We start from the raw sequence: 15,723 nt of genomic DNA on the forward strand, positions 1-15,723 counted from the left end.
TCCGCACGCAACGCGCGTGCAAACTTCGCCCCGGTGGCAGTGCGGCTAACGCCGTTTTAAATTTTCGCGCGCACGAGTGCGCCGAGACGCGCCACGCCTTCGTCGATTTTAGCGGGCGGCACGGTGACGAACGACAGACGCAGCGTATTGTGCTGCGCCTCGCTCGCGAAAAACGGAGCGCCCGGCACGAATGCGACGTTTTGCGCGACCGCTTCTTCGAGCAGCTTCATCGTGTCGATGCCCGCCGGCAGCTTGACCCAGATGAACATGCCGCCTTCCGGACGGTTCCAGCTGACGCCTTCGGGCATATAGCGTTCGAGCGCGGTGAGCATCGCGTCGCACTGGTTGCGATACAACTCACGGATCGTCGGCACGTGCGTGTCGAGGAAGCCGTCCTTGACCACTTCGTGCACGATGCGCTGCGTGAAGCTCGGCGTGTGCAGGTCGGTGGCCTGCTTGGCCTGCACGAGTTTGAAGATCAGTTCCTCGGGCGCGATGATGAAGCCGACGCGCAGACCCGGCGCGAGCACCTTCGAGAACGAGCCCAGATAGACGATGTGATCGGGCGCCATCGACAGCATGGTCGGCAGCGGTTCGCCCGCGTAGTCGAGCGCGCCGTAGGGGTCGTCCTCGATCACCGGGAACGGCGAGCTTTTCGCGAACTCGGCGAGCGCGCGGCGGCGTTCGACCGGCAGGCGACGGCCGGTCGGATTCTGGAAATTCGGCTGTGTGTACAAGAGACGCGCGCCTTTGATCAGTTCCGGCGTCAGGCCTTCCGGGATCAGGCCCTGTTCGTCGGTCGGAACCTGCACGTAGTGCGGCTCGTACATCGAGAACGATTGCAGCGCGCCAAGGTAGGTCGGCGTTTCGACCAGCACCGGGCTATCCACGCAAACCAGCACCTTGCCGAGCAGGTCGAGTGCCTGTTGCGAGCCGGTCGTGATCAGCACCTGCGACGGGCGGATCTGCGCGCCGTTGATCGAGTAGCGTTGCGCGACCCATTCGCGCAGCGGCAGATAGCCTTCGGTCGCGCTGTACTGCAGCGCAGCGGCGGGCGAGTCGCGCAGGATGCGGTCGGATGCCTCGCGCATGCGCTCGGCCGGGAAGGTAGCCGGCGAGGGCAGGCCGCCGGCGAAGGAGATGACTTCGGGCCGTTCCGTGACCTTCAGGATTTCGCGAATCGCGGAGCTGGTGAGCTTGCGCGCGCGTTCGGACAATTGCCACGTCGGGGCTTTCAGGTCGCTTTGGTCCATGATCTCCTCTGCTGGTATTTCTGGAACCGGTCAAAACTTCAATTATCGCGCGACTCGGCAAGCATTGCCGCCGGGGGCGCCCCGGGGTTGGCCAATCGCGCGCTGCTTATCCGAGGGTTCGTGGACCCTCGGGTGTTTCAAATTTGGCGACGAGCGCCGCGGCGCCGTCGGTCGGCTGGACGTCGAGCAGGTGCGCGGCGCCGAGCCAGCGCAGTTGCTCGCCAATCGGCTCCGGCCGCGGATGCACGGCTTTCAGCGCTTTCAGCGCGAGGTTCGTCGGTGCCAGCGACTGCGACGGATGCCGCGTCGAGTCCCACTGGATCAGCGACGGCAGCACGCCGTCGCCAGCGCCTTGCCAGGTGGGGAACGAGCCGTCGTCGGGCACCGTCAGGCCCCACGTGAAATCGCCGCGCGTCATCGGCACGACCGGCGCGATGCGCTGCGGATACTGCGCCTGCCACGTCGCGAGACGCTTCGGCCGCTCGACGCGCGCAACCCAATGCGACAGATACGGCCCAATTTCGAGTCGCGCCTGCGTCGCCGGGTCGTCGAGCGCGAACAGGCGCGGGCGCGGCGCGGTGCCACCGGTTGCATCGGCCGCGGCGCGCGGATCGATCGCGATCACTTCCAGGTAGACGCCGCCCCACAGGCCGAGCAGGCGATTGTGGGTCCGCATCAGCGGATGCGCGCCGCCGCCGGCCGGGGCGACGCCGAGGGTATCGGCGACGTACTGGACGCCTTCATCCAGCGTGCGCGCGGAGACGACGAGGTGATCGAGACTGATGAGCGATTGGGCTGTCAGGGCTGTCATGGCGGATGGACGGAAAACGCTGTTCTGCGCAAGGGCCCGTTGCGCGCCACGCCTGAAGGTTGCGCTGCCGGGGCCGTAAGCATAACCGTTTGCCGGATCGGCGGGCCATGCGGATGGTTTCGTATGCCGTGACCACCCTTTGCTGGATTCAAATGTAACGGCCGCGACCTGCACAGTAACGGTACAATCGACTCGATACTGTTCGGTACAGTTGGAGCCCGTCATGTCCGTCCCGCTTGCCCAGATTCCCGCCCCGCACGATACCGCGTCGCTGACGCTGGTCGAACAGCTCGTCCAGTGGGCGCGGCGCCGCATCGAGGAGCGCGTGTTCCGCCCCGGCATGCGCATGCCGTCTATCCGCAAGCTCGCGCTCGACAAGGGCGTATCGCGCTTCACGGTGGTCGAAGCGTACGAGCGGCTCGTCGCGCAGGGGTTCCTGGAGTCGCGGCGCGGCTCTGGCTTCTATGTGCGCGAGCGCCAGGGCGGCGCAGCCACGGTCTCAGAGCTGCACCCGCGCGCCGAGACGCTGCCCGCACCGGCCAATATCGACGTCGTCTGGCTGCTGCGCAACATGCTGCATACGGGCGCGCGGCCCGAGCGCAGTCCGGGGCTCGGCTATCTGCCGGCGCGCTGGCTCGACGGCGACCTGATCACCAACGCGCTGCGCACGCTCGGCCGGCAAAGCGGCATGCAGATGCTCGGCATCGGCACCGCGCAAGGTTTCCTGCCGCTGCGCCAGCAGTTGCAGACGCGGCTCGAGGAGCTGGAGATCGGCGCGTCGCCCGAGCAGATCGTGATGGTGTCCGGCATCACGCAGGCGATCGACCTGATATCGCGCATTTACGTGAAGCCGGGCGACGCGGTGATCGTCGGCGATCCGGCGTGGTTCCAGATGTTCGGCTGCTTCGCGTCGCAGGGCGCCCGATTGGTCGGTATGCCGTACACCCCGGACGGTCCCGATCTCGACGCGCTCGAAGCGCTGGTTCAGGAATGGCGCCCCAAAATGCTGGTGATCAACTCGGTGCTGCAAAACCCGACCGGCACCTCGCTGACCGCCGCGCAGGCGTTCCGCATCCTGCGGCTTGCCGAGGCGTACGACTTCATCGTCGTCGAGGACGATATCTACGGCGACCTGTGCCCGCCCGGCTACCCGGGCACGCGGCTCGCGAGCCTCGATCAGTTGAAGCGCGTGATCTACCTCGGCAGCTTTTCGAAGACGCTCGCGCCGAATCTGCGCGTCGGTTTCATCGCGTGCGCGCCGGAAGTCGCTATGGTGGTCAGCAATCAGAAGATGCTGGTCGGCATGACGAGCCCCGAACTCAACGAGCGCGTGATCTACAAGATCCTGACCGAGGGCCACTACCGGCGCCACGTCGAGCGGATTCGCGCGCGGCTCGACGGCGTGCGCGAGAAGGCCGTGCGGATGATCGAGAAGGCCGGCATGAAGCTGTTCCTGACGCCGACGGCCGGCATGTTCCTGTGGGCCGACACCGGCGTCGACGCGGGCGCGCTCGCCGCGGCCGGGCACGAAGCTGGCTTCCTGCTCACGCCGGGCGGCCTGTTTTCGCCGCAGCAGTCGCCGAGCACGTGGATGCGCTTCAATATCGCCAATTGCGGCGATCCTGAGCTGCCGGCGTTTCTGAGCCGTTATCTCGACGGCGTCGCGCGCCGCGCCTCTTGAAACCGCGCCGGATCGTCCCCAATTGCGCGGACGATCCGGCGGTCCGGCGATCCGGCCCGGCGGGCCCTGACTGATTTCGCCGCCGCCCATCCCCCATTCGCAACAGAGAGGAAGTCCGACCATGGCACAAGAAACCATGAGCTTTCAGGCAGAAGTGAAGCAGCTTCTGCAACTGATGATCCATTCGCTGTACAGCAACAAGGAAATCTTTCTGCGCGAGCTGATCTCGAACGCGTCCGACGCGGCCGACAAGCTGCGCTTCGAGGCGATCGAAAACAGCGCGCTGTACGAAAACGATCCGAACCTGCGGATTCGCGTGTCGTACGACAAGGCCGCGCGCACCGTCACGGTCGACGACAACGGCATCGGCATGAGCCGCGACGAAACGATCGCCCACCTCGGCACGATCGCGCGTTCGGGCACCAAGGAATTCTTCGGCAAGCTGTCGGGCGACCAGCAGAAGGACGCGGCGCTGATCGGCCAGTTCGGCGTGGGCTTCTACTCGGGCTTCATCGTCGCCGACAAGATCACCGTCGAGACGCGCCGCGCCGGCTTGCCGGCCGCCGAAGGCGTGCGCTGGGTCAGCGCGGGCGAGGGCGATTTCGCGGTGGAGACCATCGAGCGCGCCGCGCGCGGCACGACCATCACGCTGCATCTGCGTGCCGATGAGGACGAGTTGCTGTCGTCGTATCGACTGAAGTCCATCATTCAGAAGTACTCGGACCATGTCGCGCTGCCGATCCTGATGCAGAAGGAAGAGTGGGAAGCGGAAAAGAGCGAGATGGTCAAGAAGGACGAGGACGAGACCGTCAACCAGGCGAGCGCGCTGTGGACCCGTTCGAAGAACGACATCACCGAAGATCAATACAAGCAGTTCTACCAGCACATCTCGCACGATCATCAGGACCCGCTGACGTGGACGCATAACCGCGTCGAAGGCCGCAGCGAATACACGCAACTGCTGTACGTGCCGGCGCACGCGCCGTTCGATCTGTGGAACCGCGAGCAGCGCGGCGGACTGAAGCTGTACGTGAAGCGCGTGTTCATCATGGACGACGCCGAGCAACTGCTGCCCACGTACCTGCGTTTCGTGAAGGGTGTGGTCGATTCGGCCGATCTGCCGCTCAACGTGTCGCGCGAAATCCTGCAGGAAAGCCGTGACGTGAAGGCGATCCGCGAAGGCGTGACGAAGCGCGCGCTGTCGATGCTCGAAGAACTGGCGAATTCGGATGAAGCCGCCGACAAGGAAAAGTACGCCAGCTTCTGGAAGGAATTCGGCCAGGTGCTGAAGGAAGGCATCGGCGAGGACTTCGCCAATCGCGAGCGCATCGCGAAGCTCCTGCGCTTTGCGACGACGCATACGGGCACGGCCGAGCAGACCGTGTCGCTGGCCGACTACGTCGCTCGCATGAAGCCCGAGCAGACGAAGATTTACTACGTAACCGCCGACACGTGGCAAGCCGCGTCGAACAGCCCGCATCTCGAAGTGTTCCGCAAGAAGGGCGTCGAAGTGCTGTTGCTCACTGATCGCGTCGATGAGTGGATGCTGTCGTTCCTCAACGAATTCGACGGCAAGCCGCTGCAAAGCGTCGCGCGCGGCGATCTCGATCTCGGCGCGCTGAACGACGAGGAAAAGCAGGCGCAGGAGAAGATCGGCGAAGAGTTCAAGCCGCTCGTCGAAAAGATGAAGGAAGCGCTGAAGGACAAGGCGAAGGACGTGCGTCTGACGTTCCGCCTGACCGACTCGCCGTCGTGCCTCGTCGCCGACGACGGCGAAATGAGCGGCTACCTGCAGCGCATGCTGAAGGCCGCGGGCCAGCAGGCGCCGGAGTTCCATCCGATTCTCGAAGTGAATCCGGAGCACGCGCTCGTCAAGGGTCTGCATGCCGATAGCGCGAACTTCGACGACTGGTGCCATCTGCTGTTCGATCAGGCACTGCTCGCCGAAGGCGGCGCGCTGGAAGATCCGGCGAGCTTCGTGAAGCGGACCAATGCGTTGCTGCTGTCGCGCGCGGGTTGAGTATCAGTGAAGGCGAACTGGGAGCGTCGATGACGTTGTTATTGGATTGACGCTCTGTGGTGGTTCGGCAATGCGCTGCTTCGGCAGCGCATTTTTTTGCCCGTCGGTTCGCGCCAGCTTCTTGCCTGGAGCGGCGCGCGATCAGCGCAAGCGTCGCCGCGAAAAAATGCCGTCGGAGCGCGCCGCTATAATCCGACACCATGCCTATCCGTTTCGATCCCGCCGACACCCACTGGCGCGTCGCGCCTTTGCCCACTTTCAGCGCTGCCCAGAAAGACTGGCTGACCCGCGGCGGTTCACTGACCGCGCATCTGCGCGCGCTCGGCGCGGTCGCGGTGCGGGTGACGCGCGAAGCGGTCGCGCTGCCGTGGCCCGACGAAGCCGCCGCGCTCGGACTCACGCCGCGCGCGCCCGTGTGGGTGCGCGAAGTGGTGCTGTCTGTCGATGGTGTGCCGTTCGTCGCCGCGCATAGCGTGACGCCACGCGCCGCGAGCGTCGGCATCTGGCAGGCGACGCGGCGGCTGCGCACGCGGCCGCTCGCCGAGTTGCTGTACAGCGATAGCAGCGTCGCTCGTTCGTCGCTGGTGAGCCGCAGGGTCGGGAAGCGGCATCCGTTGTATCGGCTGACCGCGCGCGAGATCGGCGGTGGCGTCGTGGATAAGCCGCATGCGCTGGTCGCACGGCGCTCGGTGTTCGAGCGCCACGGCGCGCCTTTGATGGTGACCGAATGCATGCTGCCGGCACTGTGGGAGCATCTGGCCTGGTTGGAGCAGGCGGGGCGCCCGGGCGCCGCGACCGAGCGCGTTCCAGGCGCGCATGTCGCGCACGAGCGGATACGCGACCACGGCCGTCCGCTCGATCACACCGCGTCGCGCGCGCATGCCGCGCCGCGCACGTCGGACGATCGGAGCCGCTGATGTTGCGCGGCTTTCCGCCGGTCGTCGCGGCCGACACGCACACGCTGATACTCGGCAGTTTTCCCGGCGAAGCGTCGCTGGCCGCGGCGCAGTATTACGCGCATCCGCGCAACCAGTTCTGGCGCCTGCTCGGCACGGTGCTCGGCGAACCCGCGCTGCACGGGTTGCCGTATGAAGAGCGCCTCGCACGCGTGCTCGCGCATCGGATCGGCATCTGGGATGTGCTCGATGCATGCCATCGTCAAGGCAGTCTCGACTCGGCGATCCGCCATGCGCAGCCGAACGACTTCGAGTCGTTGCGCGAGCATGCGCCGTTGCTTAACAAGGTTTGCTTCAACGGGAAGACGGCGGGGCGGTTCGCGCCGGTCATCGGTGCGGCAGGCTATCGAACGCTCGTGTTGCCGTCGTCGAGCCCGGCGAATGCGACGCTGTCGTTCGAACAGAAGCTCTCGTGTTGGCGGCAGATTCTTTCCTGACGAAATTCGGAGGAAGGGTACTTAGTTCGGCAGCAGCGAGCCGCTGCGAATAGGCTCGGCTCCAGCGACACACGCGACCTCCAGCCCCGCGGTGGCGAAACGCGCGCGTTGCCGCGCATATAGCACGCCGGCGACGGAGTTCGTGATCGTGACGACGCGGCCGGTCAGCGGATCGACGATGTCGGCGATCGCCTCGCCGGGCTCGACCCAGACACCGAGCGGCGCGCGGAACACGAGCACGCCGGAGATCGGTGCGACGAGCGGCTCGCTGCCGGAGAAAGGCGTGGCCTGGAACGCGAGCTCCGGCAACGGCGCGGGTGTGCCGTCGATGACGCCGCGAAACGTCAGGTATTCGACGATCGCGTTCGCGTCGCGCTCGGCGAACGCGTAGCTCACGTCCGCCTGGCCGCGCAGCTCGATCGTTACCGAGATCGAGCCATTCGGAATCGGATAGCGCTCGCCGTAGCGGGCACGCAGCTCGGACCAGCTGAAGCTGTGAATCTCGTCGAACGGATTGCCGATCGAATTGAGCGCGAGCAGCGAAGTCTTCGCGTCGAGATAGCGCGCGAGTGGCTCGACGTCGGGCCACGTGTCGGGATTCGTGAACAGATGCATCGCCGCTTCGAAGTCGCAGTGCAGGTCGAGCACGACGTCGGCATCGTATGACAGGCGCTGCAGCGCGAGGCGCTGCGATTCGAGCTCGGTGGTCGGCGTCTGCTCGGCGAGCGCCTCGCGCATGGCGGCGCGCACGGCGCGCAGGTTCCGTTGCGCGTCGCCGGTCAGGTGAGGCTCGATGCGCGGCATCACGAGCTCGGCCAGATTGTGGAAGTTGCGATTGAAGTTCGCCGCGGTGCCGCTTTCGAAGCGGCCAACCATGTGCCCGAGCACCCGCTGGTTGAGGCCGATCGGATTGGGTACCGGCACGATGACGATTTCGCCGCGCAACCTGCCCGCCGTCTCGAGGGCGGCGACGCGTTGGCGCAGTTCCCATGCGACCAGCATCCCCGGCAGCTCGTCGGCATGCAGCGACGACTGGATGTAGATCTTCTGTCCGCCCGTCGGGCCGTAGTGGAAGCTCGTCAGGTACCGCTCGGTGCCGAGCGACGGGGAAATCAACGGATGGGTTTGTGTTTGCATGATGGTGTGAATGTTGCCGGCCGCCGTACGGGCGCGGGATTCCCGCGCCATTGCCGGTCAGCTGACGTATACGTCGAAGTTGAAGTACCTGGCTTCGAGCTTCAGCTCAGTTGTATAGACAAGATAGAGAATTGAAGATGATGGCGGAACTAGGGTTTTCGCTGACGACGGGCGACGCGCCTTCAGTTAGGCGGGATTTTCGCGTGAAACGAAAATTCGAAGGAGGAGTCAAAGCGCGCGCTGCAGCAATAGATGTATATGCAACTTGCGCGCTATGGAGAAAGTTCGAAAACGAGCGACGCCGCGCCGCGCCGTCAAAGCTCGAGTGCAAGAAACCTCGTGCCCTCGACCGGATTTGCGTAGTAAGGCGCGATTTCCACGAAACCTAATCGTTCGTAGATGCGCTGCGCGAAAGCGGTTTTCGGCACCGAGTCGAGGACCAGCTTCGAGAAGCCCAACGATTTTGCTTTCCCGATCACCGACGTCACCAGCGTTTCGCCGAGACGCATCCCTCTGAACGCATCGCGAACGAACAGGCGCTTGATTTCGGCGGTCCCCGCACTATGGCGCAGCAGCCCCGCGCAACCGGCGAGTTCGCCGCCGGCATCGGCGACGAAGAACATGCCGGATGGCAACGTGTAAACCGCTTCGAACGCGTCCATTTCGGCATCGAATCCACGGTACGACAGATCCAGATCCAGCCACTGGACATACTCTCGGATCACCGCGACGAGCCTGCGCGTATCGGCGGGGAAAACGGCTTCGCGAACGATCGGCAGCGGCGTTTGCATGGCGGTTCTCAGATCCATACGTCGTTTTCGGCCGTTCTTTCGTTGGTCGTATCGCCGGTGTTGACGACGCCGCGCGGTTCGATCAGCAGCAGCTTCACTTCGGAGCCGGCATACGGCTTGTGCTCGACTCCCTTTGGAACCACCGCCATTTCTCCGGCGAGCAGTTCGATCGAGCGATCGCGGAAGTCGATGCGCAAGCGCCCTTCGAGAACGATGAAAGTCTCGTCGGTGTCGGCATGCCGGTGCCAGACGAAATCGCCCTCTATCTTTACGACCTTGAACTGATAGTCGTTCATTTCGGCAACGACGCGCGGCTGCCAGTGGTCGTCGATCTGACGGATCTTGTCGAGCAGATTGATCGTCTTGTACTGGCCGCGTTGCTCGGGTCTTGGCTGGGAATCGCTGTGCATGGTGGCTCCGTTGGGGTGATAGCTGGAACAGAGCTTAGGCCGGCCGCCGGCGGGTGTCTTGAACGATCGTGCAAGCCTGCGCTAGCCGGCGCGCCGATCGCTCGTCATCGCGAGCCAACGCGCGGGCGGGATCCCGTATGCGTGGCGAAAATGCCGGGTCATGTGGCTCTGGTCGGCGAAGCCGGCCGCTGCCGCCGTGTCCACGAGGGAAACGCCGCGCAGCATCATCGCGCGCGCCGCTTCGAGCCGGCGCATGACCAGGTAGTGATATGGGCTGGTGCCGTAAAAGGTTCGGAAATCGCGCGACAGGCTCCAGCGATCCTGTCCGCTGACGGCGGCAAGTTCATCCAGCGTGACGACGCGGCTGCTCGATGCGTGCAGATATTCCCGTGCCCGCTGCGCTGCCGCGAAATCCGCGGACCTGCGCGCAGCTCGGGCACCCGATACACGATCCAGCGCGAGCGCGAGGCCGGCGAGCGCGTCGTCGCGCTCGAGCGGCTCCGCGTCGCCGCGCATCTGGCGCAACGCTGTCTTCGTCGCTTCGAACAGCCGTGGATCGTTCGTGACCCCGCCTTCGACGAATGGCAGCGGCCGGCCTCCGAGGACCTCCTGGATGGCGGCCGGGTGCACGTAAATCATCTGATAACGGAATCCCTCCTGCGTACCGGCCTGACCGTCGTGCGCTTCGTCGGGATGCAGCACCATCGTCTGGCCGGGCAGACTGGTGCGCAAGCCGCGCCGGTAGTGAAAGCATTGAACGCCGGCGAGCGTCAGGCCGATCGCGTAGGTGTCGTGCCGATGCAGGGAGTATGCATTGCCGTGGAAAAAGGCCTCGATGCGTTCGACTCCGTCGGTGGGCTCCGAACGGGAAATCCAGTCGGATTGGAGTTGGCTGATGTCGCCGTCCATCATACTCTCGGGCTTGTTTGGCGGGGCTGCGGGAAAATCGATGTCAGATGGCCTTCATATTAACCGTCCTGAGCAATTGCCTGCTCGCTCGCTAGCGACCCTCGTGCGACGCTGTGGGATTGTTCGCTCAGAAGACGCTGTATCTCGTCAAGGAAAGAGGCGGTCGTCTAGCCCCACCCCTCGAGACGGAACCCCCCCGCCAGAACTGTTCAAATGCGGTGTCCAGATCATGCTCTTTCCTGAACGAGTCTATCTCACGAATCAAACCCTGCTGTCTGTGAGAGTCATCTCTTTTGTAGCACGAGACAATCTCTGGAGCGGTTTCTCCGAAATACGATGTAACGATATCGTTCTGCATCCTGTTGCATGTCAATAGCGTCTTGGACTACTGAGTACTGGCGGTCCACAGCGCCGTCCGTCCGGCGGACGTACAAATCATCCTTCGCCCATAGCCGACCTGTGAAGTCGCCTGATAGCCTCAAAGTCCCGAAACGAACAGAGAGGATTTTTTGCATGTCACAGGCGAACGAGTCAGACGATTTTCGCGTTGTACTGAGCGCCCCGCAACTCGTGGCCGTCTTGGCCCGTCAATCGATTAACCAGACCGAAATGCTTTCCAATTGGCTATGGGGCGGCTTGCAGGTTGTCGGTGGCGTTCTGGAAATGGTCGGAGCGGCCGCACTATGCGTTCTGCCGGAGCCGACGATGGCGAGCAAAGCCGGGTGTGTCGTGTTCGGCGCGCATGGTTCTGATACGGCGGCAGCCGGTCTGCGTCAGGTCTGGACGGGGCGGGATACGGCTACGCTGACCCAGCAGGGTACGACGAAGCTGGCCGAGGCGATGAAAGCTAGTCCTGGCATGGCGAGCAGTATTGGCTTGTCGCTTGATATCGCCGTGCCGTTTGGCTTTGCTGGTTCGGTCAAGGCCGCGCGGGCTTCGCGGATCGTGATGGGCCGGATTGACCTGATGAAGCACGAAGCGAAGCTGGGCAGTCGGATCGGAGGCCACACAGTCGAGAAACATGTGGGGCGCACTGAAGCACAGTTGCGTGAGCGATTAACTCGCGAATCAAAGCGGCAAACGGTTTCGTCGTTCACGAATATCGAGTCTGCGGAATGGGCGATCTCGGAGGTGATGCGGGTTGACGCACTTCGGATCAAAACGTTCTTAAATACGAAACGTACAACGGAATGCCATACTATGTTCTCACGGCCTACCTATACTGAGTTCTGGCAATGAGAGAAACTTCATACCCCGAACTGAATCAATTGTTCGGCGTTTACTTGAACCAGGATTTCGACATATGGGGTGAGACCATTCCCGATATTGTTGCCTGTTACAAAAGGGATAGCCCGGTGGCTGACCATCAATTAATGCTCGCAGAGATAGAAAGATTCGAGAAAGAACACCAGCATGATCTCGATGTCGCGTTCGATCAGACGTACGGGCACGAGTTCTCTCCTGTCCCATGGGGACACACGACCGCATCATTTCTTGGGGAATTGAAGCGGCTGTTGAGTGAATAGCCCGTTTGTGCCCCTATCCGCGGGGTTCTTGTTGGCTAGTGAGACGGGGCGCCATATAGGGTGCGGCCTGATTCGGAAAGCCGGACAGATGGCACCGCCTAATCCATGCGTGCTCCGTTGCGCGTCGATGTTCAGTCGCAAATGCTACTGAGGTGAGGGCTAGTGGCTTTCCGTGTCGTTCACGTTCCGATTCTCCCCGCAGCCCAAAAATGAGGCAGAATCCACACGTGCGACCCGCTGCGCGACGCAGTCCGCCGTGTTCGCTTAATCGTTCCGCTTTGGCGTTCCAGGGCCCCGCATCGCCATCCGCCGCGCACAGCGTTTGTGTCCTCGTGTTGTCGTTTTCCTGATCGACGCTTGCGCATCCTGCCGGTTTCCCGCGCGAGATGCCTCTCAACCGCCCGCCCAGAGCCTAGCAATGACGACCCAGCAACCGACCATCATCTACACCCTCACCGACGAGGCCCCGCTGCTCGCGACCGCGGCGTTCCTGCCGATCATCCGGACCTTCACGAGGCCGGCCGGCATCGAGGTCGAGACCAGCGACATCTCGGTCGCGGGCCGCATCCTCGGTGAGTTCCCCGAATTTCTGACCGAAGCGCAGCGGGTGCCAGACAACCTCGCTGAACTCGGTCGCCTGACCTCGTTGCCCGACACCAACATCATCAAGCTGCCCAACATCAGCGCATCGGTGCCGCAACTGACGAGCGCGATCAAGGAGCTGCAGGCGAAGGGCTACAAGGTACCCGACTATCCGGAAGATCCGAAGACCGACGCGGAGAAGGCGATCCGTCAGCGCTACTCGAAGTGTCTCGGCAGCGCGGTGAATCCGGTGCTGCGCGAGGGCAACTCGGACCGTCGCGCGCCGGCCGCGGTGAAGAACTACGCGCGCAAGCATCCGCACAGCATGACCGAATGGAGCATGGCGTCGCGCACGCACGTCGCGCACATGCGGCACGGCGACTTCTATCACGGCGAAAAGTCGATGACGCTCGATCGCGCGCGCGACGTGAAGATGGAACTCGTCACGAAAAACGGCAAGACGATCGTGCTGAAACCGAAGGTCGCGCTAGAGGACGGCGAGATCATCGACAGCATGTTCATGAGCAAAAAGGCGCTGCTCGCGTTCTATGAAGACCAGATGGAAGACGCGCGCAAGACCGGCATGATGCTGTCGCTGCACGTGAAGGCGACGATGATGAAGATCTCGCATCCGATCGTCTTCGGCCACGCGGTGAAGGTGTTCTACAAGGACGCGTTCGCGAAGCACGGCAAGCTGTTCGACGAGCTCGGCGTGAACGTCAACAACGGCCTCGTCAATCTGTACGAGAAGATCGAGGCGTTGCCGGAATCGCAGCGCGAGGAAGTGATCCGCGACCTGCACGCGTGCCACGAGCATCGTCCGGAACTGGCGATGGTCGATTCGGCTAAGGGCATCTCGAACCTGCACGCGCCGAACGACGTGATCGTCGATGCGTCGATGCCGGCGATGATTCGCGCCGGCGGCAAGATGTGGGGCGCCGACGGTCGTCCCAAAGACACCAAGGCGGTGATCCCGGAGAGCACGTTCGCGCGCATCTACCAGGAGATCATCAACTTCTGCAAGACCAACGGCGCGTTCGATCCGGTCACGATGGGCACCGTGCCGAACGTCGGCCTGATGGCGCAGAAGGCGGAAGAATACGGCTCGCACGACAAGACCTTCGAAGTGCCGGAAGACGGCGAGGCGCGCATCGTCGATCTCGCGAGCGGCGAGGTGCTGCTCACGCAGAACGTCGAGCAGGGCGACATCTGGCGCATGTGCGAGGTGAAAGATGCGGCGATCCGCGACTGGGTCAAGCTCGCGGTCACGCGCGTGCGCAATTCGCGCACGCCCGCAGTGTTCTGGCTCGACCCGTATCGCCCGCACGAGGCGGAACTGATCAAGAAGGTCGAGGCCTACCTCAAGGATTACGACACCACCGGCCTCGACATCCAGATCATGTCGCAGGTGCGCGCGATGCGTTACACGCTGGAGCGCGTCGTGCGCGGGCTCGATACGATCTCGGTCACCGGCAACATCCTGCGCGATTATCTGACCGACCTGTTCCCGATCATGGAGCTGGGCACGAGCGCGAAGATGCTGTCGATCGTGCCGTTGATGGCGGGCGGCGGCATGTACGAGACCGGCGCGGGCGGTTCGGCGCCGAAGCACGTGAAGCAGCTCGTCGAAGAGAACCACCTGCGCTGGGACTCGCTCGGCGAATTCCTCGCGCTCGCGGTATCGCTCGAAGAGCTGGGCATCAAGACCGGCAACAACCGGGCGAAGATCCTCGCGAAGACGCTCGACACCGCAACCGGCAAGCTGCTCGACAACAACCGCAGCCCGAGCCCGAAGACGGGCGAGCTCGACAATCGCGGGAGCCAGTTCTATCTGGCGATGTACTGGGCGCAGGAGCTGGCCGCGCAAACGGACGATGCCGCGCTGGCCGCGCAGTTCGCGCCGCTCGCGACGCAGCTGACCGCCAACGAGCAGGTGATCGTGGCGGAGCTCGCGTCGGTGCAGGGCGCGCCGGCGGACATCGGCGGTTATTACAAGCCGGACCTGAACAAGCTCGAAGAGGTGATGCGGCCGAGCCGCACGTTCAACGAGGCGCTCAAGGCGGTACGCGTCGAGTGACGTGCTGGGTCTGAAGTGAGGTGATGTGCACACGGGCCGCCGGCGGGCGGCTCGGCGTAATCGTGCGCGCCGCGAATGCTATGCTCTCGGTCGACCAAAAATCATGCGCCCGCGGCGCGACATCCACACATGACGAATCTGATCAAGCGCGCTTCGGCCGAAGCGCGCGCTTTCCGTAACCGGGACGCCGAAGCCATCGGCGGTAAGCAGAAAATCGCGCACAGACAGGCGCCAAAAACCGCACGCAACGCGAACCGCGCGGTCGACCACGAGCTTCATGACGCGCCGCAAATCGAAACGCCGCGCAAGCCGCGCTTCGCGCCGGTGACGTTCTCCGAAGAGGGCGGCGTGCGCTACCTGCATTTCGGCACGGAATGGGTGCAAGGCGCGATGCGTCTGCGCAAGCCCGATCACATCGAACTCGAATACGCGCAGCAGATGATGGCCTGGCTGCTGTTTCTCGAAACGCCGAAGCGCATCGTGCAGCTCGGGCTTGGCGCGGCGGCGCTGACCAAGTTCGCGCACCGCTTCCTGAAGAGCGCAAAGGTCGAGGCCGTCGAACTGAATCCGGCGGTCGTGGTGGCCGCGCGCACGATGTTCGAACTGCCGCCCGACGATGCGCGTCTGACGGTGCACGAAACCGACGCATGGGACTTCGTCAACGAGAGCGCGAACCACGGCACCATCGGCGCGCTGCAGATCGACGTCTACGACGCGACCGCGCGCGGCCCGGTGCTCGACAGCGTCGGCTTTTACCGCGCGGCGCGCGCATGTCTGACCGACGCCGGCATCGTCACGGTGAATCTGTTCGGCGATCATCCGAGCTTCGTGCGCAACATGAAGCGCCTGAACGAAGCCTTCGACGGCCGCGTCGTCGCGCTGCCCGAAGTGCACGACGGAAACCGCATCGCGATCGCGTTCGCGGGCCCCGCGCTCGACGTGCCGTTCGCCGCACTCGACGCGCGTGCGAAGCTGATCGAAGCCGAGCTCGGCTTGCCGGCGCGCAAGTGGATCAAGGGCCTGCGCGAATCGACGGGTCAGACGGGCGCATCGTTTGCCATCTGAGCGCTGAATTCCGACCGGCGCGCGAAGAATGAGGCGGCCGTGCCTGCGTATCAGTCGGCACGGCCGTT

General features: G+C 63.8%; 13 protein-coding genes and 1 pseudogene. 8 read left to right on the plus strand and 6 right to left on the minus strand.

Annotation, left to right across the window (positions count from 1 at the left end):
- Positions 1-56 precede the first annotated feature (56 nt).
- Both AB3X96_RS14810 and AB3X96_RS14815 read right to left on the minus strand, forming a co-directional pair.
- Entirely contained in the window at positions 57-1,253 is a 1,197-nt protein-coding gene (locus AB3X96_RS14810; RefSeq protein ID WP_176366956.1) for a PLP-dependent aminotransferase family protein, read from the minus strand.
- A 106-nt stretch (positions 1,254-1,359) separates the two neighbouring features.
- Positions 1,360-2,055, minus strand: coding sequence for a VOC family protein (locus AB3X96_RS14815; RefSeq protein ID WP_368590404.1), 696 nt, complete (start codon positions 2,053-2,055; stop codon positions 1,360-1,362).
- Positions 2,056-2,287: 232 nt separating this feature from the next.
- Here AB3X96_RS14815 and AB3X96_RS14820 point away from each other — a divergent pair, with 232 nt between their 5' ends.
- From AB3X96_RS14820 to AB3X96_RS14835, 4 genes are all read left to right on the plus strand, one after another.
- The gene (locus AB3X96_RS14820) at positions 2,288-3,745 is read left to right on the plus strand and encodes a PLP-dependent aminotransferase family protein (protein ID WP_368590310.1); all 1,458 of its coding nucleotides are present in this window, start codon (positions 2,288-2,290) and stop codon (positions 3,743-3,745) included.
- Between the two features lie 121 nt (positions 3,746-3,866).
- A complete protein-coding gene (htpG, locus tag AB3X96_RS14825) occupies positions 3,867-5,765 on the plus strand; it encodes a molecular chaperone HtpG (protein WP_368590311.1) in 1,899 nt (632 codons plus the stop codon).
- A 200-nt stretch (positions 5,766-5,965) separates the two neighbouring features.
- Positions 5,966-6,682: a chorismate lyase gene (locus AB3X96_RS14830; RefSeq protein ID WP_368590312.1), complete on the plus strand. Its 717-nt coding sequence runs from the start codon at positions 5,966-5,968 to the stop codon at positions 6,680-6,682.
- On the plus strand, positions 6,682-7,158 hold the full coding sequence (locus AB3X96_RS14835) for a DNA-deoxyinosine glycosylase (RefSeq protein WP_176121234.1): 477 nt from the start codon (positions 6,682-6,684) through the stop codon (positions 7,156-7,158). Before AB3X96_RS14830 ends, AB3X96_RS14835 begins: the two co-directional genes overlap by 1 nt.
- 21 nt (positions 7,159-7,179) lie before the next feature.
- Here the strand turns inward: AB3X96_RS14835 and AB3X96_RS14840 are convergent, their stop codons facing one another.
- From AB3X96_RS14840 to AB3X96_RS14855, 4 genes are all read right to left on the minus strand, one after another.
- The gene (locus AB3X96_RS14840) at positions 7,180-8,295 is read right to left on the minus strand and encodes a succinylglutamate desuccinylase/aspartoacylase family protein (RefSeq protein ID WP_368590313.1); all 1,116 of its coding nucleotides are present in this window, start codon (positions 8,293-8,295) and stop codon (positions 7,180-7,182) included.
- A gap of 314 nt (positions 8,296-8,609) precedes the next feature.
- Positions 8,610-9,086 (minus strand): GNAT family N-acetyltransferase, encoded by a 477-nt coding sequence (locus AB3X96_RS14845; RefSeq protein WP_368590405.1) that lies wholly within the window; start codon positions 9,084-9,086, stop codon positions 8,610-8,612.
- Positions 9,087-9,094: 8 nt separating this feature from the next.
- Complete coding sequence (locus tag AB3X96_RS14850; protein ID WP_368590314.1) at positions 9,095-9,496, minus strand: cupin domain-containing protein; 402 nt, start codon at positions 9,494-9,496, stop codon at positions 9,095-9,097.
- 81 nt (positions 9,497-9,577) lie between these two features.
- A complete protein-coding gene (locus tag AB3X96_RS14855) occupies positions 9,578-10,405 on the minus strand; it encodes an AraC family transcriptional regulator (RefSeq protein ID WP_368590315.1) in 828 nt (275 codons plus the stop codon).
- Positions 10,406-10,918: 513 nt separating this feature from the next.
- Between AB3X96_RS14855 and AB3X96_RS14860 the strand changes: the two are divergent.
- The 4 genes and pseudogenes from AB3X96_RS14860 (at position 10,919) to AB3X96_RS14875 (ending at position 15,655) form a co-directional block, all read left to right on the plus strand.
- A pseudogene (locus tag AB3X96_RS14860) lies at positions 10,919-11,631 on the plus strand (RNase A-like domain-containing protein).
- A 9-nt stretch (positions 11,632-11,640) separates the two neighbouring features.
- Positions 11,641-11,931, plus strand: coding sequence for a contact-dependent growth inhibition system immunity protein (locus AB3X96_RS14865; RefSeq protein ID WP_368590316.1), 291 nt, complete (start codon positions 11,641-11,643; stop codon positions 11,929-11,931).
- A 418-nt stretch (positions 11,932-12,349) separates the two neighbouring features.
- Entirely contained in the window at positions 12,350-14,590 is a 2,241-nt protein-coding gene (locus tag AB3X96_RS14870; RefSeq protein WP_368590317.1) for an NADP-dependent isocitrate dehydrogenase, read from the plus strand.
- 129 nt (positions 14,591-14,719) lie between these two features.
- The gene (locus tag AB3X96_RS14875) at positions 14,720-15,655 is read left to right on the plus strand and encodes a spermidine synthase (protein WP_368590318.1); all 936 of its coding nucleotides are present in this window, start codon (positions 14,720-14,722) and stop codon (positions 15,653-15,655) included.
- The last annotated feature ends 68 nt before the right edge of the window (positions 15,656-15,723 follow it).

The sequence above is a fragment of the Paraburkholderia sp. BR13439 genome, assembly GCF_040948805.1.
GTDB classification, from domain to species: Bacteria; Pseudomonadota; Gammaproteobacteria; order Burkholderiales; family Burkholderiaceae; genus Paraburkholderia; species Paraburkholderia youngii.

Bases quoted from the DNA above. Each gene is read 5' to 3' on its own strand.
- htpG (WP_368590311.1), top strand. From the start codon at position 3,867: ATGGCACAAGAAACCATGAGCTTTCAGGCAGAAGTGAAGCAGCTTCTG.
- AB3X96_RS14820 (WP_368590310.1), top strand. From the start codon at position 2,288: ATGTCCGTCCCGCTTGCCCAGATTCCCGCCCCGCACGATACCGCGTCG.
- AB3X96_RS14850 (WP_368590314.1), bottom strand. From the start codon at position 9,496: ATGCACAGCGATTCCCAGCCAAGACCCGAGCAACGCGGCCAGTACAAG.
- AB3X96_RS14830 (WP_368590312.1), top strand. From the start codon at position 5,966: ATGCCTATCCGTTTCGATCCCGCCGACACCCACTGGCGCGTCGCGCCT.
- AB3X96_RS14835 (WP_176121234.1), top strand. From the start codon at position 6,682: ATGTTGCGCGGCTTTCCGCCGGTCGTCGCGGCCGACACGCACACGCTG.
- AB3X96_RS14870 (WP_368590317.1), top strand. From the start codon at position 12,350: ATGACGACCCAGCAACCGACCATCATCTACACCCTCACCGACGAGGCC.
- AB3X96_RS14840 (WP_368590313.1), bottom strand. From the start codon at position 8,295: ATGCAAACACAAACCCATCCGTTGATTTCCCCGTCGCTCGGCACCGAG.
- AB3X96_RS14875 (WP_368590318.1), top strand. From the start codon at position 14,720: ATGACGAATCTGATCAAGCGCGCTTCGGCCGAAGCGCGCGCTTTCCGT.
- AB3X96_RS14865 (WP_368590316.1), top strand. From the start codon at position 11,641: ATGAGAGAAACTTCATACCCCGAACTGAATCAATTGTTCGGCGTTTAC.
- AB3X96_RS14855 (WP_368590315.1), bottom strand. From the start codon at position 10,405: ATGGACGGCGACATCAGCCAACTCCAATCCGACTGGATTTCCCGTTCG.
- AB3X96_RS14845 (WP_368590405.1), bottom strand. From the start codon at position 9,086: ATGCAAACGCCGCTGCCGATCGTTCGCGAAGCCGTTTTCCCCGCCGAT.
- AB3X96_RS14810 (WP_176366956.1), bottom strand. From the start codon at position 1,253: ATGGACCAAAGCGACCTGAAAGCCCCGACGTGGCAATTGTCCGAACGC.